Genomic DNA, 20,599 nt, shown 5'->3' with positions numbered 1-20,599 from the left:
AACAAATCCCAACAGTTTTGTTAATTTTGTCATTAAAATGCCGGGTCCAAGTTTTCTTTTTGAATTAAATAACTGTGAATCAAACCATTGAAGAGCTTGTCGCTTTTCTGTCTACTCCTCAAAAAATCGTCATCACGATGCATAGGGATCCCGACGCGGACGCGCTGGGTTCTTCGCTTGGGTGGGGAAGTTATTTATCCAGAAAAGGCCATACCGTCACTGTTATAAGCCCAACCGATTATGCTGCGAACCTTCGCTGGCTTCCCGGAATGAGCGAAGTGATGGTGTATGAAAAGTCTGGTGAAATGGGAAAAGCGAAAAGAAGAATTGACGAAGCGACCTTAATTTGCTGCCTCGATTTTTCCGCATTGTCACGTCTAAAAGATCTTGGAAAAGTTGTGCAGGAGGCGAAAGCTCCCAAATTAATGATTGATCATCATTTAGAACCTGAACATTTTGCCAAGTGGATGATCTGGGATACAGGTGCGGCCGCAACAGCCCAGCTTGTTTATGCGTTAATAAAGGAAATTGAAGGAGATGTTCCGACAACGGATATTTTCGATATTCCCATGGCAGAATGTCTTTATGCAGGAATTATGACCGATACCGGTTCTTTCAGGCATGGAAATGTTACTTCGGCTGTTCATCTGGCCGTCGCAGATCTGATGTTGACGGGCTTTGATTCCAGTAGAGTTCACCGGTTGATCTACGACAATTCGCCGCTTTCCCGGTTACAGTTTTTAGGGTACGTCCTGTCTCAGAAATTAATCGTTCTGCCCGAATATCGTACTGCTTACATGGTACTTACTGAAGCTGAATTACAAAGATTCAATTCCAGCACTGGCGAAACAGAAGGTATTGTTAACTACGGACTTCAAGTCGAAAACGTCGTGATGTCCGCTTTATTTATCGAAAGAAAAGGCGAAGTAAAAATATCTTTCCGGTCGGTGGGCGAATTTTCTGTCCGGGATGTTTCCAGTACTTACTTCAACGGAGGCGGTCATAGAAATGCATCAGGTGGAAGAACTGAAACTTCGATCACAGAAACTGTTGAACTATTTTTATCCATTCTTCCTAAATACAAGGACGAACTTTTACAGGTTGACTAATCCTATTATAATATTCACATAAATATTTTTTAATTAATACATTCCAATGAATCTTAAAACAATCGGTTGTGTACTAGGCATAACTATTCTCGCAACAGCCTGCGACAAGTATAAGACAAAGGTGACTGATACTGGTTTGAAATATCAGATTTTTGAACATGACGAAGAGGCTCGCAAAGCGAAACTTGGTGATATCATGTCATTTCATCTTGTTCTTAAAAACGGAGCTGACTCAACCCTTCGTGATACTTACAAAGAAAAAACACCAGTGAAACTTGTTCTTCAGGCGCCTCCGTTTAAAGGAAGTTTTGAGGAAGGTTTGGCTATGCTTGCGACAGGCGACAGTGCTAAATTCTTCATCAATGCAGATACTTTGTTTGCGAAAATGATGCAGCCGTTGCCTCCGATGATCAAAAAAGGTTCTGAAATCACTTTCACTGTTAAAGTTTTGAGCGTTCTTACTTCTGAAGAATTCCAGAAACAACAGTCAGAAGCTGGCGTGAAACAAAAGGCAATCGATGAAAAAGTAATTCAGGAATATCTGACTAAAAATAATTTGACCGCCAAAGCACAGCATACAGCATCAGGTCTTTATTATATTGATGATGTTGTAGGTACAGGTGAAAATCCATCACAAGGCGATAACGTGAAAGTACACTACACTGGTAAACTTTTGGATGGAAAAGTATTTGACAGCTCGAAAAACCAAGGTAAGCCAATCGATTTCCAAGTTGGTGTTGGTATGGTTATTCCAGGCTGGGAAGAAGGAATTATGTTGATGAAAAAAGGTGGAAAACGCACATTGATCATTCCGTCAGGGTTAGCTTATGGTGTTGACGGATCTCCGGGAGCAATTCCTGGCAACTCAGTGTTGTTGTTTGACGTTGAATTGGTAGACTTTACAAAAGGTGCTAAACCTGCTGCTGCTCCAACACCGGCACCAGCAAGATAATTTAAAAGAAGTAAATTTGAGAAACGGCTGCCTCTTCTGGATGTAGCCGTTTTTTGTTGATTGTTAAAAAATATTACGGATTATGAAACTTTGTTTTGCTACCAACAATGCCCACAAATTAGAAGAGATTCAGGATTTGCTGGGTGACTCATTTTTATTGACTACGCTGCGCGAAATTGGATGCGATGAGGAAATACCGGAAACACACGACACGATTCCTGAAAATTCTTTTGAGAAAGCTGAATACGTTTGGAAAAATTATAACATCAACTGTTTCGCAGATGATTCGGGACTGGAAGTGGATGCGCTTAATGGAGAGCCGGGTGTGCATTCAGCTTACTATGGCGGTCCGGAACGCGATGCAAATGCCAATATGGATATGCTTTTAAAAAATATGGAAGGTAAAGAAAATTTGACTGCACGATTTATATGCGTCATTACACTTTTTCTGGATGGAGAATACCGTCAGTTTGATGGCGTGATCGAGGGCTCCATTTCTATGGAAAAAAGAGGAAGTCAAGGTTTTGGCTACAACCCGATTTTTATCCCAGAAGGCCATAACAGGACTTTCGCAGAAATGACCATGCAGGAAAAAAGCGAATTGAGCCATAGAGGCAGAGCGTTTGAAAAGTTAAAACAATATCTGCTGAGTCTATAGATGACTTGACCTGGAAGCGAAAAATCGTAAATTGAGAATCTTATCAACAAGTCATTCAATTAACTAAATCCAGGAACATGTCTAATTTCAAATCGGGGACATTCCGTGTTGACGGTACCGAAAAATTCGATATCAAGAAAGCTGTTACAACTTTCAAGGATATTTATGATGATAAAGCGGAATATGAATCAATGCTGGCTGAATTTGTCAAGCAACTTGATGAACTTCAAAGCAAAATGTACGCTCATAACCGATATGGCTTACTGATTATTTTTCAGGCGATGGACGCGGCAGGAAAAGACGGAACTATCAAACATGTTCTCTCTGGCGTCAATCCAGTAGGCGTTAAAATTCATTCATTCAAGCGACCAACTGATACGGAACTCGGCCACGACTTTCTCTGGCGCACTAATAACGTACTCCCGCAACGCGGAACAATTACGATTTTCAATCGCAGCTATTATGAGGAAGTCCTCGTGGTTAAGGTTGACCCTACGATTCTGACAACTTCACAGCGCTTGCCCGTTGAACTTACCCAGGATCTTGATAAAGTTTGGGAAAAACGGTATTCCGACATCAAAAATCTAGAAAAATACCTTTACAGAAATGGAATACGGGTTATAAAGTTCTTCTTAAATGTTTCAAAAAAAGAACAGGCCGACCGGCTGATTGAACGAATTGAAGATCCAAACAAGAACTGGAAATTCGAAGAGCAGGATGTCAAAGTGAGGGATAAGTGGGATGAATATCAGAAAGCATATGAGGATGCTATTAATGAAACAGCTACAAAAAAATCTCCGTGGTTTATAATTCCAGCCGATGACAAAAAGAATACTCGTCTGATTGTCGGGGAAATTATTGTGGAAGAATTGAAGAAAATGGATATGAATTATCCCGAAGTTAGCCCGGAGCGGGCGGAAGAATTGCAGCGATTCATTCAAATCATCCGGGATCAGAACGAAAAATAAAATCTGTTGTCTGACAAAAAATGGAGCCTGAAAATTCTCAGGCTCCATTTTTTGTTAAGCTAAAACACTGTCAGAGTTATTACTTAATCGTGAAATTCGTTCCACCGATTTTATAACCTTCTGAATAAAGTTCCACGCTATATTTTCCCGGACGAAGCTGAGAGTTATCATAAAGCATCTCAACTTTCTGGTTATTGTTCTGGTAAGCAATCGACTCACGGGCTGTGAATTTCGAAGGCGTTCCATCTACTTCGAACTCTCCTGATCCTGTTGCATCATCCGCAACTACTGCACCCTGAGGATCAAGTACTCGCAGATAAATATCTTTTGATTCCTGTGCCGTTAAAGCGTTTTCAGGAAGATTGAAAGTTAATTTCAACTTATCAACACGTTTCGCTTTGTATTCGTCCTTGTCTTTTGTTTTACCTCTCGAATTAACTGTTAGCACTTTAAGATTTTGCGCTTTCAAAGCGGCTGCCTGGCTAACCTTTGCAGACAATTCTTTGTTGGCAGCAGTAAACGTTACAACAGAGTCTGTAAGTTCAGCCTGACGCTGTACCAATCTCTGACGCTCATTAGTCAGTGTACCTACATGCGTACTAAGCGAGTCGTTAGAAGCAGTCAATTGTTCGTTCTCAAGTCTCAACTGAGCAATAACTTCGTCTTTTTCTGCAAGGAACTTTTCATATTCCTTAATTTTAGCAAGATATTTTCCAGTTTCAACCTTGTTACTTCTACGGAATGCAACTTTGTCTTTTTCAAGTTGTTCTTTAACTTTCGTAAGCTCCGAAACATCTCCGCCTAGTTTTTCAATTTCAGCAATTTTCGCATCAAGCACCGTAGAAATCGAATCAAGTTTCGTTTTAGTAAGTGCCAATTCCCTGGCCTTTTCTACTACCATTGATTCTTGCTGAGTCAATTCACTTTTTTGAGTGGTGAAAAGGTAGCCAAACATGGCTGTCGCCAGACCTAGGACAACTACCATTGCCCATGCTATAGTCTGTTTGTTCTTCTGTTGTTCTGGTTGTGATTGCATTGAGAATAGGTTTATTTAAATTGTGTAATGTTTGATTTATTTAGATTTTAGTTAGACTCTGAAACGAATATCACCAATATCATTCCTCACTTTCTTAAAGTCGCTAAAATGCATTACAAATCCTCTAAACCTAGTTCTACAAAAATGAAAAATACGCCTATTTAGCGTATTTTGAGGCATTTTGCATGATATAATCAAGAAACATACAAGTTTTATTCATCGAAAATGCCACTATATTACACGCTAAAAATTTGTGGCGGCCATACACAAAGTAGGGCAAAATAGGACAAAATGTTCGGTGTAAAAGTCGTTAATAAATCACCTTCGATTCAATCGAAAAATCCTTTTTGTCCATCGTCGCCAGCTTTTGATATCCCTTTATGGAATAATATGTTACGTGCCATTGATTGGATTCACCTATACAGTGAAGCTCGATATTTTTTTCAGACTGATACAGCTTATTTTCAGATTTTAACAGTGCCTTGATTAAAACCGGATTTCCTGTGATCTTATCCAATCTGACCGTCACAGATTTAACAGGAATATTTTCATCTGTTTTTAATGTAAAAGTAGAAGTCAGCGAGTCTGGTTTAGTCACTTCAAAACTTTTACTGTATGCAGGTTTATTGATATCTGCCTGAATAAATAACTCCAGCTCTTTTTTCCAGTCAACTTCTTTTGTAGATCTGCTTTCATTCTTACCTGCAACAGTCAAGATCTTGTTAACGGTTGGTTTTTGTTCCGACAGAAAGGTAATCTGTGTTTCAATAAAACCTTTCAAATCGTAATACATCTTTTTGTCAACCGCTTTTTCCTCGGGCTGATCACAGCCCATCAGAAAGAAAAGAAAGACGATGGAAAACAATTTCACAGAAAACTTAAAAAAAGAGCCTTTATATCTGGTATTCATATTATTATTTAATAGCATTGAGCCATGGTAAATTACGATCGGGGAACCGCATAAAAAATCAGAGAGCCTGAACCAGACTCTCTGTAAAAATAACACCTTTTAGACTCGTATAGTTTATAATATGCTTTCGCCAGTCATTTCAACTGGCTTGGCAACACCCATCAGATCCAGGATCGTTGGTGCCATATCGGCTAGTTTCCCATCTTTAATTGGCTTTTGATAATCGTTATCAACCAAAATACATGGCACTAAATTTAATGAATGCGCCGTGTTAGGTGATCCATCGTCGTTTGCCATGTAATCAGAATTACCGTGATCTGCGATGATAATTGAAGTATAACCGTGTTCCAAACCTGTCGTTACAACCGCCTGAACGCATTGATCAACTGTTTCACATGCTTTTACGGCAGCTTCAAAAACGCCGGTATGACCTACCATATCAGCATTTGCAAAGTTCAGACAAATAAAGTCAACTTCCTCTTTGATCAATTCAGGAACAATAAGATCACGAAGGCCAAAAGCAGACATTTCCGGCTGAAGATCATAGGTTGCTACCTTGGGAGATGGACTCAGCAAACGGCTCTCTCCTTCAAACGGCTTTTCACGACCACCTGAAAAGAAGAATGTAACATGTGGATATTTTTCAGTTTCAGCAATGCGGATTTGCTTTTTACCCGCAGCTTCCAAAACTTCTCCCAACGTATTATTCAAATTATCTTTATCAAAAATGACAGAAACTCCTTTGAAAGTGTCGTCATAATTTGTCATTGTAATATAACGCAGATTCAGCTTATGCATATTCTGCTCGTGAAAATCCTGCTGCGTAAGTGCTTCTGTAATTTCACGTCCGCGGTCAGTACGGAAGTTGAAGCATACTACAACATCATTTTCTTCGATCACAGCCAGCGGAGTTCCGTCAGGATTTGTCGCAATAATTGGCTGGATAAATTCATCCGATACACCCTCTTCATACGATTCTTCAATTGCAGACAAAATTCCTCCCACAGCTACATGTTTTCCTTCGCCATGAACCATCGCATCATATGCCAGCTTAACACGTTCCCAACGTTTGTCGCGGTCCATCGCATAATAACGCCCGGTAACACTTGCGATCTGTCCGGTTGTAGCCGCCATCGTTTCCTGCAGTTCTGTAAGAAAACCTAAACCACTTTTCGGGTCTGTATCACGTCCGTCGGTGAAAGCGTGAACAAAAACATTGCTCAAACCTTTATCCGCAGCAATTTTACAAAGACCTTTTACGTGATCAATATGAGAGTGAACCCCACCGTCAGAAACCAATCCGATAAAGTGGACTTTTTTATTATTCTCCTTTGCAAACGTAAGCGCATCAGCAAGCACTGGTTCCTCAGCCAATGTGCCTGAAGAAACTGCCAGATTAATTTTAACAAGATCCTGATATACCACGCGACCAGCACCCAGATTGGTATGCCCAACTTCCGAATTTCCCATTTGCCCATCCGGCAAACCTACCGCAAGACCACTTGCTTCGAGTTTGCTATGAGGATATTTTGTTAATATGCTGTCATAAAATGGCGTGCTCGCAGCCAGGATCGCTGAACGATTTTCTTCTCCGGCTTTGGCGATTCCCCAGCCGTCCATGATGATAAGAATTACTTTCTTTCCCAATGTATTACTTGTTTAAAAATTCAACCTTCATATTTCTAAATCTGATCCCGACCCAATATAATGTTAGGCTTTTGCAACCAGATTGTGTTTTTCAATCAAAAAATCAAGAAATGCAGTTCCGCTTCTTTTTACAATTCCATAGACATCGTCAAATGCGGAAAGTTCTTCATAGTAAGGATCAGGTACAATAACCGACTCTCCTCGCTCAGGATCAAACATCCTGTATAAATATAACTGATCTTCGGGCAAATAGAATCCATGTGCACGAAAGCTCTCCTTTCGAATATTTTCGAAATTTGCTTCGTCCATGGCAACAATATAATTGAAATTAATAAAATCCTCGAAGGATAGCTGCCTTGCCTTATGTGTTAGCGTGATGCCGTTAGCCGAAGCAACGGCCCTCATACGCTTATCGGCCAGGCTTCCGATGTGATAAGCTCCTGTTCCGGCCGAATCGCAGTGAATAAGATCATCCAGGCCCTTTTCTCTGACGAGATCCTTGAATACACCTTCTGCAATAGGAGAACGGCAAATATTACCTAAACAAATAAATAGTACGTTAATCAAAGTGAAGCGGTAATAAACAGTTTAAGAGTGAACAGCGATACCGGTGAGTCTGTTTGCTACTGTTATAAAAGCTTCCGATTCGCTCGGGCAGAACTTCTATTCCTCTTTCCGGCTTTCTATTGGTTGATTGCTTTCATCCACGATGACATAAACGTCTTCATGGGGTTTCCGCATGTAGTATTTTTCACGAGCCCATTTTTCAAGCATTTTAGGATTACCGAAAACCTCGTTCCGCTCGCGGACTACCTGCTTGATTTTATCTTGCAGAATCGCTTTTTCTTTTTCAAGCTCTTTCATTTTGACCCGATTGGACAAAACTACTCCGATATTATTATTATCTAAAAACAAAATCCATACCATCCATACCACTAAAGTCGCAGTATAGAATTTCCGCATGTTTTGCCAAAGTTTTTTGAAATCGATCATGCTGGGAAAAGAGAAAACCGGAGCCTGGGCTCCGGTTTCATTATACTAAAATTAGAATTTTAATCCTGGGAAGTAAGCGCTTTCTCCCAATTCTTCTTCGATACGAAGAAGTTGGTTATATTTCGCCATACGGTCAGAACGAGAAGCAGAACCAGTTTTGATCTGTCCTGTATTCAACGCTACTGCAAGATCAGCAATAGTTGAATCTTCAGTTTCACCTGAACGGTGAGACATGATCGTTTTGTAACTGTTTCTTTTCGCAAGATTCACTGTATCGATTGTCTCAGTCAACGAACCGATCTGGTTTACTTTAACCAAAACAGCGTTAGCGATCTGAGACTCGATTCCTTGCTGCAAACGCGTTACGTTTGTAACAAATAAATCGTCACCTACTAACTGGCATTTTTTACCAATCGATTCAGTAAGCGCTTTCCAACCTGACCAGTCATCTTCATCCATACCATCTTCAATTGAGATAATTGGATATTTGGCAACCCACTGAGTCCAGTAGTCGGCCATTTCAGCAGAGTTCAATTTACGTCCATCTGATTTTTTGAAGTGGTACAATCCATCCTCATAGAATTCAGAAACGGCAGCATCCATAGCGATGAAAATATCTTCACCTGGTTTGTAACCCGCTTTTTCGATTGCAGTAAGAACAACCTCGATCGCTTCTTCGTTAGATCTGATGTTTGGAGCAAATCCTCCCTCGTCACCAACGTTGGTAGAGAATCCTTTGCTTTTCAACACAGTTTTCAAGGTATGAAATACTTCAACGCCCATACGAAGAGACTCAGAGAAAGTATCAGCCTTCGCAGGAAGAATCATAAATTCCTGGAAATCGATTGAGTTGTCTGCATGGCTACCACCGTTAAGAATATTCATCATCGGAACCGGAAGTGTGTTTGCATTAACACCACCGATGTAACGGTATAACGGAAGACCCGCTTCCTGAGCAGCAGCTTTGGCAACCGCCAAAGAAACACCAAGAATTGCGTTAGCTCCAAGCTTGCTTTTGTTTGGCGTACCATCCAATTCAAGCATTATTTTATCAATCAGGTTTTGTTCGAAAACAGAAGCGCCGATCAATTCAGGGAAAATGATATCATTAACATTTTCAACAGCTTTCAAAACTCCTTTTCCAACGTAAACGCTTTTGTCCTCATCGCGAAGTTCTACTGCTTCGTGTTTACCAGTTGATGCTCCGGAAGGCACCGCAGCGCGTCCTAAATAACCATTTTCGGTACGAATATCTACTTCTACTGTAGGGTTTCCTCTTGAATCCAGAATTTGTCTTGCATGTACTGACTGAATCGTACTCATTTGCAGCTTTGGGTTTGATTTGAAATGGATATATTAACGGTACAAAATAACACAAAAAAAATGTCATACGTGAGCCGTCAATCTATTTTAAGGTAAATTTACATTATCATAAAATTAAATTTCTGCAAATGAAAAGTATTCTCATATCATTTCTGGGCATATTGCTAACCGCTCCAGCAGTGCTGGCACAGACTCAGTTATCCACGGATGATTTCCAAAAAAAGCTAAATGCGAGCAGTGAGGCACAATTGCTGGATGTAAGAACTCCCGCAGAGTACGGACAGGGGCATCTTGAAAAGTCGAAAAATATCGATTATAAAAATCCGGCTTTTAGAGAGCAAATAGATAAGCTTGACAAAAATAAGCCGGTGTTTGTTTACTGCCTGTCCGGCGGGAGAAGTTCGGCTGCTGCGAAAGTTCTCCATGAAAAAGGTTTTACTAATGTATATGAAATGCAGGGCGGTTACATGAAATGGACCTCTTCCGGAAAATTAATCGACGCGCCGGCGGGAGCATCGGATGAAAATAAAGGGATGACAAGTGTCGATTTCAAAAAGCTTATCAATTCAGATAAATTAGTCATGGTTGATTTTTATGCTCCATGGTGTGCACCTTGCATAAAAATGTTACCTACGGTTCATAAACTTGCCCAGGAATATAAAGCTCAGGCCAGGATTGAAACAATTCATTACGATCAAAATAAAGCACTGGCGAAGGAACTTGGTATCGATGAGATCCCAGCTTTTCTTTTTTACAAAAAAGGGAAATTGGTTCTTCGTAAAAACGGGTTGATGGAAGAAGCAGACTTTAAAAAGTTGATTGAAGAAAATCTTTGAACAGTCATCTATAACAAAAAATCCCGTCAAATTTCGACGGGATTTTTTGTTATGTTTCTATTTCAATCTATACTTCTGACAAAAGTTTCGCAAATTCATCAAATAAGTAACGCGAATCATGCGGTCCTGGTGAAGCTTCCGGGTGATACTGTACCGAAAAAGCTGGATAATCCTTGCGACGAATTCCTTCAATCGTTTTATCATTCAGGTTAACATGTGTAATCTCAACATCCGGATGGCTCTGGATTTCATCAGGATTCACAGCAAACCCGTGGTTCTGTGAAGTAATCTCACACATACCGGTAATCAGATTTTTAACCGGGTGATTCAATCCACGGTGTCCGTGGTGCATTTTATATGTATTAATTCCACTTGAAAGCGCCAGCAACTGGTGTCCCAGACAAATACCGAAAAGCGGTTTTCCTGTTTTAACCATTTCGTCAACGGTCTTGATCGCGTAAGGCATCGCCGAAGGATCACCTGGTCCGTTTGAAATGAAGAACCCATCCGGATTCCAAGCCATCACCTCTTCAAACGAGGTTTGTGCCGGGAAAACCTTGCAGTAACATCCACGTTTTGTCAGATTGTTCAGGATACTTTTCTTGATACCATAGTCCATTACTGCAATTCTCCACTTACTGCCCGTTTCTGCTCCCATAAAGTAGGGAGTATCCGTAGTAACCTGTGAAGAAAGTTCAAGACCATCCATAGAAGGTACCTTGTGCAGCTCATTCATCAATTCCTTTTCATCAAGAATCTGAGACGAAATGATGGCATTCATTACTCCTTTTTCACGAACATGTCGAACGATATGTCTCGTGTCAACATTGCTGATACCCACGATTTTTGCTCTTTCAAAATACTCCTGTAAAGAATAATCAGCAGTGTCCCTGGAATAAATCGTCGAGAAAGTATTACATACCATCCCCTTAATTTTCACAGAACTTGATTCTTCTTCATCTTCGAGCTGCACACCGTAATTCCCGATATGAGAATTGGTGTTCACTATGATTTGTCCAAAATAGGAAGGGTCAGTGTAAATTTCCTGATACCCCGTCATTCCCGTGTTAAAGCAGATCTCGCCACCGGTTGTGCCGTCTATCCCTAAAGCTAACCCTCTATATGCTGTTCCGTCTTCCAGCAGTAATAAAGCCTCTTTCTTTTGATTCATATATGGTTAAATCGATTTGCTAATTATAACACTCCTACTAATAAAGCAGTTCAATTTCAGAACCGTAAGAGCTCTGCGCCATCTCGCTATTCAATTTGGCGCTGCAAAAGTATATATTTTTAGTCAAAAAAAAGGGTTAAACGAAAACGTTTAACCCTTTTAATTAATATTTATCAGATGCTTTGCACAATACTATTCGCTTTTAGCATCTTCTTGAGATTCATCAGACTCTGCTTTCGGAGCTTCTGGTGCTTCATCTTCCGGTACAATTGTGAAATCAGCCTTAGGCGCCGCTGCTGGAGCCGCCTCTACTGCTGATGTTTCAGCACCTTCTTTTTTACCACCACGACGGCTACGACGAGTTTTCACAGGCTTATCTGCGTTAGCTAGTAATAATGCATCGTTGAAATCTACAAGTTCCATCAAAGCTACCTCAGCAGCATCACCCAAACGGTTTCCCAATTTGATGATACGTGTATAACCACCTGGACGATTTGCAATTTTGTCTGAAACAGTTCCAAAAAGTTCTTTAACAGATTCTTTGTCATTCAGGTAACCAAATGCGATACGACGATTATGTGTAGTATCTTCTTTGGCACGAGTCAACAAAGGCTCTACAAACTTTTTAAGTTCTTTCGCCTTTGCAAGCGTTGTTTCAATTCTTTTGTGTAAAATCAAAGAAGAAGCCATATTCGAAAGCATAGCTTTACGGTGAGAATGTGTTCTTCCTAAGTGATTTACTTTGTTTCCGTGTCTCATTTTTGTTTTGTTTAGTTGCTTCGAGCTGCGCAGTCTCTACGCGCTACAGAATACATACTTATTATGGAATACTTAAATTATTCTTCGTCCAAACGATATTTGGCGACATCCATTCCAAATACGAGTTGTTTGTCAGCAACAAGTTGCTCCAACTCAGTTAGAGATTTTTTACCGAAGTTACGGAACTTCATCATGTCCGAAATTTCAAGTCTTACTAAATCACCCAGAGATTTCACGTCAGCTGATTTCAAACAGTTGTAAGCACGAACTGAAAGATCTAGCTCTGACAATGAAGTCTTAAGCAATTTCCTCATACGCAACATTTCTTCATCAACCTGATTATCTTCCTCAGCTTTCTGTTTCTCAAACGTCATCGTCTGATCAGAGAATAACATGAAGTGTTGGATCAAAATATTCGCAGCTCCTTTAAGAGCGTCTTCAGGGTGGATTGACCCGTCAGTTTGAATATCAATTAAAAGACGTTCGTAATCGGTACGTTGTTCAACACGTGTGTTTTCAACGCTGTATTTAACATTTTTGATCGGCGTATAGATCGAGTCCATAGCGATGTATCCAAAAGGCAATTCATTTGCTCTTGGCTCATCAGCAGGAACGTATCCTCTTCCTTTATCCAACAAAAGTTCCATTTCGAACTCCTTGTTGTCGTCAATGTGACAAATTACTTGATCAGGATTTAAAACTTCGAAAGCGCTGGTAAACTTGCTGATGTCACCGGCAGTTATTACCGAAACATTTTTAAGATTAACAACAATTCTGCTTTCGTTTAAATCCGATACTTTTTTAAATCGAACCATTTTAAGGTTCAGGATGATTTCTGTTACATCCTCAACAATACCTTCAATGGACGAAAATTCATGAAGAACACCAGGGAACTTCACGCTCGTGATGGCATAGCCTTCCAAAGATGAAAGAAGAATCCTGCGTAATGCATTACCGATTGTTACGCCATACCCTTTCTCTAAAGGCTTAAATTCAAACAACCCGTGAAAGTCGTCTGCTTTTTCCATGACGACCTTATCAGGCATTTGGAAAGCTAATATTGACATAGTCCTTGCTCCTTTTATAGTAGTAAATGATAGTTGATCACGCTACCGTTACCTTTGCGATCGCAAATATTGCCGTTTTTCGGCTACAAGCACGCTCCAAAAATGAAGCGTGCTCATAAAATTTTGAAGATTACTTATTATTTCGAGTACAACTCAACGATAAGTTGCTCGTTGATATTTTCAGGAATCTGTTCGCGGTCAGGGAAAGTTATAAACTTACCTGAAAGCTCCTGTCCATTCCATTCCAGCCAGTTAAAACCTTTAGAACTGTGGCCAGCCAAGCTATCCGAAACAGCTTCAAGAGATTTAGATTTTTCACGAACTGTAACAGTTTGTCCAGGACGTAAAGAATACGAAGGAATATTAACTAGTTCTCCGTCAACAAGGATATGTTTGTGAGAAACCAACTGACGAGCTGCACGTCTTGTAGGAGCGATGCCCAGACGATAAACTGTGTTATCAAGACGAGCTTCGCAGAAACGAAGTAAGTTTTCACCAGTAAGACCTTCTTTTACAGACGCTTTTTCGAATAAATTACGAAACTGTCTTTCAAGAATACCATAGATGAACTTAACCTTTTGCTTTTCCATCAACTGTAAAGCGTATTCCGATTTCTTGGAACGACGACCCTTTCCGTGTACTCCGGGAGGGTAATTTTTTTTCGCAAGAGCTTTGCTTGGGCCTAAAATTGGTTCTCCGTAGCGTCTTGCAATCTTGGATTTGGGACCTGTGTAACGAGCCATTTGATACTAATTGTTTGTAAAGTTAATGATAACCATTCTGTAACCCCAGTGTCCAAATTACGAATGTGGAATCATTGATATAAAAAATAAACTAAACTCTTCTTCTTTTCGGAGGACGACATCCGTTGTGAGGAAGCGGAGTAATATCACGAATCGTGGTTACTTCGATTCCTGCATTTTGAATCGTACGAATTGCCGACTCACGACCTGAACCAGGTCCTTTAACAAAAATTTCAGCTTTACGCATTCCAAGGTCAAACGCTACCTGTGCACAGTTTTGCGCTGCAGTCTGAGCTGCGTAAGGTGTGTTTTTCTTAGAACCACGGAATCCCATTTTACCAGCCGAAGCCCATGAGATCACCTGTCCATTACTGTTAGTGATAGAGATGATGATGTTGTTGAAAGAAGCTCTGATGTGTACCTGACCCACCGCTTCTACTACAACCACTCTCTTTTTTGCCTTGTCTTTTCTTTTATTTTGTGCCATTGCTTATGGAATAAGATGTGGCTTTGAGACCACACTCATTGTTTATTTAGTAGCCTTTTTCTTGTTCGCGATTGTCTTGCGTTTACCCTTACGAGTACGAGAGTTATTCTTGGTTCTCTGTCCGCGCAATGGCAATCCCTTACGATGACGAAGGCCACGGTAACAAGCAATATCCATTAAGCGTTTGATACTCAATTGAACCTCCGACTTTAGTGCTCCCTCAACTTTATATTCGCCTGCAATAACAGAACGAATAGCCCCTGACTCTTCATCTGTCCAGTCAAGTACCTTTTTATCCAGATCCACACCTGCTTTGTCCAGAATTTTCTTCGCAGTACTGCGACCAATTCCAAAAATGTAAGTTAAGGCAATTTCGCCTCTTTTACGGTCGGGGATATCAACTCCTGAAATACGTGCCATAATTTATTAACCTTGTCTTTGTTTATACCGTGGGTTCTTCTTATTTATTACGTAGACCTTACCCTTCCGGCGTATGACTTTGCAGTCTACACTGCGCTTTTTAACTGATGCTTTAACTTTCATCTTACTTACAATAGTTATTTCCTAAACTAATCTATTCAAACTCTTAGCTTATTTGTATCGGTATACAATTCTCGCTTTCGATAAGTCGTATGGAGACATTTCAAGCTTTACACGGTCACCAGGTAAAATTTTAATATAGTGCATCCTCATTTTACCTGAAATGTGTGCGATAACCTCGTGCTTATTTTCCAATACTACACGAAACATTGCATTAGAGAGCGCTTCTAAAATTACTCCGTCCTGTTCAATTGATGCTTGTTTTGCCATTCGTAGCTTTTATTACTTTACTTCAACCATTAGGCTGGTATTCGCCGTGACTTGTTCTATATAATCAAAAGTGGTAAGAATTTCAGCTTTTCCTTTACGCACTGCAACAGTATGTTCAAAATGAGCCGAGTATTTACGATCCGTTGTTCTGATTGTCCAGCCATCTTTTTCCTGCATAACTGACTTAGTACCTAAGTTAATCATCGGTTCGATAGCCAGAACCATACCTTCTTTCAAACGTAATCCTTTTCCTCTTTTTCCGTAATTAGGAACTTCCGGGCTCTCATGGAGTTCTCTTCCAACACCATGACCTACAAGCTCACGAACTACAGTGTAACCTTTTTCTTCACAATAATGCTGAACTGCAAATCCGATATCACCGATTCTTAATCCGTCAACTGCTTGCTCGATACCCTTATAAAGAGATTTCTTGGTTGCAGTTAAGAGATCCATTACCTCTTTTGACACTTCACCCACAGGATAAGTGTAAGCACTGTCGCTGTGGAATCCATTTAACTTAACACCGCAATCAATTGAAACAATGTCTCCGTCTTTTAGTTCATAATTCCCGGGAATTCCGTGAACTACTACCTCGTTGACAGACATACATAGAGAAGCAGGGAAATTATTGAAACCTTTGAAAGAGGGGATTCCTCCGTAGCTTCTGATATAATCCTCAGCGATTGTGTCAAGCTTTTTGGTTGTGATACCCGGTTTGATCCATTGTGCCACTTCGGCATGTGCCTTACCTAAAACCTGAGCGCTTTCTTTAATGAGGTTTATTTCCTCCTCTGTTTTCAAATAGATCATTCCAAATCAGATAGCGACGCTTTCAGTCCTACCTTTTACACGTCCTGATTTCATTAGACCTTCATATCTACGCATCAACAGGTAACTTTCAACTTGTTGCAACGTATCCAGAACAACACCTACCATAATTAGTAACGATGTGCCTCCAAAGAAATGCGCGAAGTCTGTTGACACCCCAACCATACTGGCAAAAGCCGGAAGGATAGCTACCAGAGCCAACATTAATGAACCCGGGAAGGTAATACGATCCAAAACAGAACTAATATACTCAGAAGTTTGCTGACCAGGTTTTACACCCGGAATAAAACCGCCACCTCTTTTCATATCATCTGCAATTTGCTGCGGATTAACCGAAATTGCAGTATAAAAGAATGTGAAAACGATAATAAGGAAAGCAAACAACAAATTGTACTGCCATGTTGTATAGTTTGCGAAAATCGTGGCAACGTTACTGGCAAAGTCACTTTTCTCAGCAAAATAAGACGCTCCAAGTGAAGGAATGAACATTAACGCCTGAGCGAAAATAATAGGCATTACACCAGCTGCATTCAATTTCAATGGAAGGTATTGACGTTGGCCACCCATAACCCGGTTACCAACTACCTGTTTTGCATATTGTATAGGTATACGGCGAACTGCTTGTGTTAACATGACCGCACCCATAATTACAAAATACAAGGCTACAATTTCTAATACAAAAAGCAAGATCCCACCCGTTCCTCTTGATTGAAACTCTTTAAGAATTGCACCCGGGAAACGGGAAACAATACCAATCATAATCAACATAGAAATACCATTTCCTACACCTTTATCCGTGATACGTTCACCCAGCCACATACAGAACATAGTTCCGGCTGCTAGAACAAAAACGGATGATATCGAAAATAAGCTGCGGGAAACGAGCAATGCTTCATCAGGAACAGTTGTATTTAAGTACGCAGTTCCTTGCACTAGTGTAACAACAATCGTAAGAACCCTTGTAATTTGATTTAACTTCTTGCGCCCTGACTCTCCTTCTTTCTGCATCTTCTGGAAATATGGCAGTGCCATAGTTAACAGTTGAATTGCGATGGAAGCAGAGATATAAGGCATAATACCCAAAGCAAAGATGGAGGCTTTACTAAAAGCTCCACCTAAAAAGGTATCAAGAAGACCTAATAAACCCTGTGATGAAAAATTCATCTGATCCGGTTCTACACCAGGCAAAGCTACATAAGACCCTAAACGGAATATTGTTATAAACAAAAGAGTGTTGAGAATTCTAGTTCTCAACTCCTCAATCGAAAATATATGTTTTATCGTCTCAAAAAATCGTTTCATGTTATGGGGCTTACATTATCTGTTCGATAATCAAACATACACGGTTTAGAACTGAACCAACAAGGTTACAACTTAACTGCTTTACCACCTGCTTTTTCAATTGCTTCGATAGCCGATGCAGAAAAACCGTTTGCCTGAACTTCAACAGCAGATGTAATTTCTCCGCGGTTAAGGATTTTAACAAGGTCTTTTTTCGCGCAAAGTCCGTTTTCACGAATCAATTCAAGCGTAACAACAGTTGCGTTTGTTTTTTCAACAAGAGCTTGTATCGCATCAAGATTCAATGCTTTATACTCAACTCGGTTGATGTTGTTAAAACCGAATTTAGGCAAACGACGTTGAAGAGGCATCTGACCACCTTCAAAACCTACCTTACGGCTATAACCTGAACGAGACTGAGCTCCTTTATGTCCACGTGCAGAAGTTCCGCCTAAACCGGATCCCTGACCACGTCCGACACGTTTTCCGATCTTAACGGATCCAGCTGCCGGTTTTAATGAACTAAGATTCATACTTTTCGTATTTATTAAATTTCTTCTACTGTAACCAAGTGACTCACCTTACGGATCATACCCGCAATGGCGTCGGTATTTTCCTGCTCAACCGAACGGTTGATCTTACCCAAGCCTAACGCTTTGATAGTCAACTTTTGTCTCTCAGGACGGTCGATAACACTTTTAACTTGTGTAATACGTACTTTTGACATAATTACTCTCAGATAAAGGATAATCCCCTGTAAGGATTATCCGTTGAATACTTTGTCCAATTTAACTCCACGTTGGAAAGCAACCTGATGAGGAGCTCTCATTTTCAAAAGAGCGTCAATTGTAGCTTTGATAACGTTGTGCGGATTCGAAGAACCTTTTGACTTAGCAAGTACGTCTTTGATACCGGCACTTTCAAGAACGGCGCGCATAGGACCACCTGCAAGTACTCCTGTACCAGGAGCAGCTGGTTTGATCAAAACAAATCCGCCGCTGAATTTACCTTCCATTGCATGAGGAACGGTGTTTTTCAGCATAGGAATTTGAATCAAATTCTTTTTAGCATCGTCAATTCCTTTGGCAATAGCATCTGTTACCTCATTTGCTTTACCTAGTCCATGACCTACCACACCTTTTCCGTCACCCACAACCACGATGGCAGAGAAACTAAAACGACGACCGCCCTTTACTACTTTTGCTACCCGATTGATCGCTACAACGCGTTCTTTCAGATCCGATTCGTTAACCTTTGAAGGTTTTGTATTTGTAGACATAGTCTTTGCTTATTCTTAGAATTTCAGGCCACCCTCGCGAGCTCCTTCGGCCAATGCTTTAACTTTACCATGGTACAAATATCCGTTACGGTCAAATACTACCGCAAGAATACCTGCTGCCTGCGCCTTTTCGGCAATCTTCTTTCCAACCGCAAGAGCTGCCTCTACGTTAGAACTTTGTTTTCTCTCACCAAGGTCAAGCGTCGAAGCACTTACCAGGGTTATTCCTTGAATATCATCAATGATTTGAGCATAAATGCTAGTGTTTGAACGGAAAACCGAAAGACGGGGACGTTCAGCACTACCTTTCACTTTCTTACGGATGTGATATTTAAGGCGTTGTCTTCTATCTACTTTTGAGGTAGCCATTTTAAATCTTATCTAAACTTAGTTAACAAAATCATCCTGTGGCTACGCACTATTTCTTAGCAGACTTACCAGCTTTGCGGCGAACAATTTCACCAACAAAACGAATACCCTTACCTTTATAAGGTTCTACTTTACGTAGAGACTTAATTTTAGCAGCAACAGAACCTATCAATTCTTTGTCAATACCTTCCAAAATAACTTTTGGATTCTGACCCTTTTCAGAAGTGGTTGTAAGTTTCAATTCCTCAGGGATCGACATAAAAATATTATGTGAGTAACCCAATTGCAATTCCAAAACATTACCAACGGCACTAGCTTTGTAACCAACACCGATGATTTCCATTTCTTTTTTGTACCCCGTCGCAACCCCAATAACCATGTTGTTGATCAATGAACGGTACAATCCGTGCAACGCCTTGTGACGTTTTTGTTCGCTAGGACGCTTAACTTTCAATTCGCTGCCTTCGATTTCGATTGCGATATCGCTGTCAACAGACTGAGTAAGTGTTCCTTTTGGACCCTTAACTGATACCAGGTTATCGTCCGATACTGAGATCGTTACGCCTGCTGGTATAGTGATTAATTTATTTCCTATTCGTGACATTTCCTGAATAACTTTAAAATATTAGTACACGAAACATAACACCTCTCCACCTACATTCAGTGTTTTGGCTTCCTTATCTGTCATAACACCTTTCGATGTAGAGATAATTACAGTTCCAAGACCACCCAAAACGCGAGGTAGTGTAGATGTCCCGGAGTACTTGCGTAACCCTGGCTTACTAACGCGCTGCAATTTCACAATTGCATTTTGTTTCGTAACAGGATTGTATTTCAAGGCTATCTTGATTACACCCTGAGGGCCGACTTCGTCAAATTTATAACTCTGGATATACCCTTTATCAAAAAGTACCTTCGTTATTTCTTTTTTTATGTTGGATGCAGGTATCTCAACAACCCTGTGCTTCGCTTTGATGGCGTTTCTGAGTCTCGTCAGATAATCTGCTATGGGATCCGTTAACATTTTTTATGCCTAGTTTAAACACTCCCTTAAAACGGGAGTGCAAAGTTAAGTAATTGAAATCAGAATTGAAAGTATTCCTACCAACTTGATTTTGTAACACCCGGAATTTTACCATCAGAGGCCATTTCCCGGAACAGAACTCTTGAGATTCCGAATTTGCGCATATATCCACGAGGTCTTCCTGTGATTTTGCAACGATTGTGCAGACGTACAGGCGATGAGTTACGGGGTAATTTATCTAGGCCAACCCAATCCTCAGCAGCCTTTAATGTTTTACGCTTTTCAGCATAACGAGCTACTAAAGCTTGTCTTTTTCTTTCCCGTGCTTTTACTGATTCTTTTGCCATTG

Annotated in this window: 28 protein-coding genes; 5 read left to right on the top strand and 23 right to left on the bottom strand. The window is 40.4% G+C overall.

Annotated elements, in window-relative coordinates:
- Positions 1-74: 74 nt before the first annotated feature.
- The 4 genes from BMY70_RS27835 to BMY70_RS27820 all read left to right on the top strand — a co-directional run bounded on the left by BMY70_RS27835 (position 75) and on the right by BMY70_RS27820 (position 3,687).
- Positions 75-1,109, top strand: coding sequence for a DHH family phosphoesterase (locus BMY70_RS27835; protein WP_090341226.1), 1,035 nt, complete (start codon positions 75-77; stop codon positions 1,107-1,109).
- 46 nt (positions 1,110-1,155) lie between these two features.
- The gene (locus BMY70_RS27830) at positions 1,156-2,061 is read left to right on the top strand and encodes an FKBP-type peptidyl-prolyl cis-trans isomerase (protein WP_090341225.1); all 906 of its coding nucleotides are present in this window, start codon (positions 1,156-1,158) and stop codon (positions 2,059-2,061) included.
- Between the two features lie 82 nt (positions 2,062-2,143).
- Complete coding sequence (gene rdgB, locus BMY70_RS27825) at positions 2,144-2,719, top strand: RdgB/HAM1 family non-canonical purine NTP pyrophosphatase (RefSeq protein WP_090341224.1); 576 nt, start codon at positions 2,144-2,146, stop codon at positions 2,717-2,719.
- A gap of 77 nt (positions 2,720-2,796) precedes the next feature.
- Complete coding sequence (locus tag BMY70_RS27820; RefSeq protein WP_090341223.1) at positions 2,797-3,687, top strand: polyphosphate kinase 2 family protein; 891 nt, start codon at positions 2,797-2,799, stop codon at positions 3,685-3,687.
- 79 nt (positions 3,688-3,766) lie between these two features.
- Here the strand turns inward: BMY70_RS27820 and BMY70_RS27815 are convergent, their stop codons facing one another.
- The 6 genes from BMY70_RS27815 to eno form a co-directional block, all read right to left on the bottom strand.
- Positions 3,767-4,723 carry a DUF8428 domain-containing protein gene (locus tag BMY70_RS27815; RefSeq protein ID WP_090341222.1) on the bottom strand — a complete coding sequence of 319 codons (957 nt, stop codon included), beginning with the start codon at positions 4,721-4,723 and terminating at the stop codon, positions 3,767-3,769.
- A gap of 310 nt (positions 4,724-5,033) precedes the next feature.
- Positions 5,034-5,633 (bottom strand): hypothetical protein, encoded by a 600-nt coding sequence (locus BMY70_RS27810; RefSeq protein ID WP_090341220.1) that lies wholly within the window; start codon positions 5,631-5,633, stop codon positions 5,034-5,036.
- 114 nt (positions 5,634-5,747) lie between these two features.
- Positions 5,748-7,280 (bottom strand): 2,3-bisphosphoglycerate-independent phosphoglycerate mutase, encoded by a 1,533-nt coding sequence (gene gpmI, locus BMY70_RS27805; protein WP_090341218.1) that lies wholly within the window; start codon positions 7,278-7,280, stop codon positions 5,748-5,750.
- A 63-nt stretch (positions 7,281-7,343) separates the two neighbouring features.
- On the bottom strand, positions 7,344-7,847 hold the full coding sequence (locus tag BMY70_RS27800) for a low molecular weight protein-tyrosine-phosphatase (RefSeq protein WP_090341217.1): 504 nt from the start codon (positions 7,845-7,847) through the stop codon (positions 7,344-7,346).
- A gap of 96 nt (positions 7,848-7,943) precedes the next feature.
- Positions 7,944-8,243, bottom strand: a complete 300-nt coding sequence (locus tag BMY70_RS27795; RefSeq protein WP_229209805.1) for an FtsB family cell division protein — start codon at positions 8,241-8,243, stop codon at positions 7,944-7,946.
- 81 nt (positions 8,244-8,324) lie between these two features.
- Positions 8,325-9,596, bottom strand: a complete 1,272-nt coding sequence (gene eno / locus BMY70_RS27790) for a phosphopyruvate hydratase (RefSeq protein ID WP_090341213.1) — start codon at positions 9,594-9,596, stop codon at positions 8,325-8,327.
- Positions 9,597-9,724: 128 nt separating this feature from the next.
- On the opposite strand from eno, the gene BMY70_RS27785 reads away from it, so the two are divergent.
- Positions 9,725-10,432, top strand: coding sequence for a thioredoxin domain-containing protein (locus BMY70_RS27785; RefSeq protein WP_090341212.1), 708 nt, complete (start codon positions 9,725-9,727; stop codon positions 10,430-10,432).
- A 67-nt stretch (positions 10,433-10,499) separates the two neighbouring features.
- Here BMY70_RS27785 and carA read toward each other — a convergent pair whose 3' ends face one another.
- The 17 genes from carA to rpsN form a co-directional block, all read right to left on the bottom strand.
- Positions 10,500-11,603, bottom strand: a complete 1,104-nt coding sequence (gene carA, locus BMY70_RS27780; RefSeq protein WP_090341210.1) for a glutamine-hydrolyzing carbamoyl-phosphate synthase small subunit — start codon at positions 11,601-11,603, stop codon at positions 10,500-10,502.
- Positions 11,604-11,795: 192 nt separating this feature from the next.
- Positions 11,796-12,362 carry a 50S ribosomal protein L17 gene (gene rplQ / locus BMY70_RS27775; RefSeq protein WP_090341208.1) on the bottom strand — a complete coding sequence of 189 codons (567 nt, stop codon included), beginning with the start codon at positions 12,360-12,362 and terminating at the stop codon, positions 11,796-11,798.
- A 77-nt stretch (positions 12,363-12,439) separates the two neighbouring features.
- Positions 12,440-13,429, bottom strand: a complete 990-nt coding sequence (locus tag BMY70_RS27770; RefSeq protein ID WP_090341206.1) for a DNA-directed RNA polymerase subunit alpha — start codon at positions 13,427-13,429, stop codon at positions 12,440-12,442.
- A 137-nt stretch (positions 13,430-13,566) separates the two neighbouring features.
- Positions 13,567-14,172, bottom strand: a complete 606-nt coding sequence (gene rpsD, locus BMY70_RS27765) for a 30S ribosomal protein S4 (RefSeq protein WP_090341204.1) — start codon at positions 14,170-14,172, stop codon at positions 13,567-13,569.
- Between the two features lie 91 nt (positions 14,173-14,263).
- Positions 14,264-14,659 carry a 30S ribosomal protein S11 gene (rpsK, locus tag BMY70_RS27760; RefSeq protein WP_090341202.1) on the bottom strand — a complete coding sequence of 132 codons (396 nt, stop codon included), beginning with the start codon at positions 14,657-14,659 and terminating at the stop codon, positions 14,264-14,266.
- Positions 14,660-14,701: 42 nt separating this feature from the next.
- On the bottom strand, positions 14,702-15,079 hold the full coding sequence (gene rpsM / locus BMY70_RS27755; protein WP_090341200.1) for a 30S ribosomal protein S13: 378 nt from the start codon (positions 15,077-15,079) through the stop codon (positions 14,702-14,704).
- A gap of 6 nt (positions 15,080-15,085) precedes the next feature.
- Positions 15,086-15,202 (bottom strand): 50S ribosomal protein L36, encoded by a 117-nt coding sequence (gene rpmJ, locus BMY70_RS27750; protein ID WP_090341197.1) that lies wholly within the window; start codon positions 15,200-15,202, stop codon positions 15,086-15,088.
- Positions 15,203-15,250: 48 nt separating this feature from the next.
- Positions 15,251-15,469, bottom strand: coding sequence for a translation initiation factor IF-1 (infA, locus tag BMY70_RS27745; RefSeq protein WP_090341195.1), 219 nt, complete (start codon positions 15,467-15,469; stop codon positions 15,251-15,253).
- Positions 15,470-15,481: 12 nt separating this feature from the next.
- Positions 15,482-16,279: a type I methionyl aminopeptidase gene (map, locus tag BMY70_RS27740; RefSeq protein WP_090341194.1), complete on the bottom strand. Its 798-nt coding sequence runs from the start codon at positions 16,277-16,279 to the stop codon at positions 15,482-15,484.
- Positions 16,280-16,285: 6 nt separating this feature from the next.
- Positions 16,286-17,599 carry a preprotein translocase subunit SecY gene (secY, locus tag BMY70_RS27735; protein WP_090341193.1) on the bottom strand — a complete coding sequence of 438 codons (1,314 nt, stop codon included), beginning with the start codon at positions 17,597-17,599 and terminating at the stop codon, positions 16,286-16,288.
- Positions 17,600-17,664: 65 nt separating this feature from the next.
- Complete coding sequence (rplO, locus tag BMY70_RS27730; protein ID WP_090341192.1) at positions 17,665-18,111, bottom strand: 50S ribosomal protein L15; 447 nt, start codon at positions 18,109-18,111, stop codon at positions 17,665-17,667.
- A 14-nt stretch (positions 18,112-18,125) separates the two neighbouring features.
- Positions 18,126-18,305, bottom strand: coding sequence for a 50S ribosomal protein L30 (gene rpmD, locus BMY70_RS27725; protein ID WP_090341191.1), 180 nt, complete (start codon positions 18,303-18,305; stop codon positions 18,126-18,128).
- 36 nt (positions 18,306-18,341) lie between these two features.
- Complete coding sequence (gene rpsE / locus BMY70_RS27720; RefSeq protein ID WP_090341189.1) at positions 18,342-18,857, bottom strand: 30S ribosomal protein S5; 516 nt, start codon at positions 18,855-18,857, stop codon at positions 18,342-18,344.
- A 15-nt stretch (positions 18,858-18,872) separates the two neighbouring features.
- Entirely contained in the window at positions 18,873-19,226 is a 354-nt protein-coding gene (gene rplR, locus BMY70_RS27715) for a 50S ribosomal protein L18 (RefSeq protein WP_090341183.1), read from the bottom strand.
- 49 nt (positions 19,227-19,275) lie between these two features.
- Positions 19,276-19,830: a 50S ribosomal protein L6 gene (rplF, locus tag BMY70_RS27710; RefSeq protein WP_090341181.1), complete on the bottom strand. Its 555-nt coding sequence runs from the start codon at positions 19,828-19,830 to the stop codon at positions 19,276-19,278.
- Positions 19,831-19,851: 21 nt separating this feature from the next.
- On the bottom strand, positions 19,852-20,250 hold the full coding sequence (gene rpsH / locus BMY70_RS27705) for a 30S ribosomal protein S8 (RefSeq protein WP_090341180.1): 399 nt from the start codon (positions 20,248-20,250) through the stop codon (positions 19,852-19,854).
- A gap of 77 nt (positions 20,251-20,327) precedes the next feature.
- The gene (gene rpsN, locus BMY70_RS27700; protein WP_090341179.1) at positions 20,328-20,597 is read right to left on the bottom strand and encodes a 30S ribosomal protein S14; all 270 of its coding nucleotides are present in this window, start codon (positions 20,595-20,597) and stop codon (positions 20,328-20,330) included.
- Between the last annotated feature and the right edge of the window lie 2 nt (positions 20,598-20,599).

It is taken from the genome of Dyadobacter koreensis (genome assembly GCF_900108855.1).
GTDB lineage: Bacteria > Bacteroidota > Bacteroidia > Cytophagales > Spirosomataceae > Dyadobacter > Dyadobacter koreensis.
This window is presented reverse-complemented; position numbering and strand designations above follow the sequence as displayed.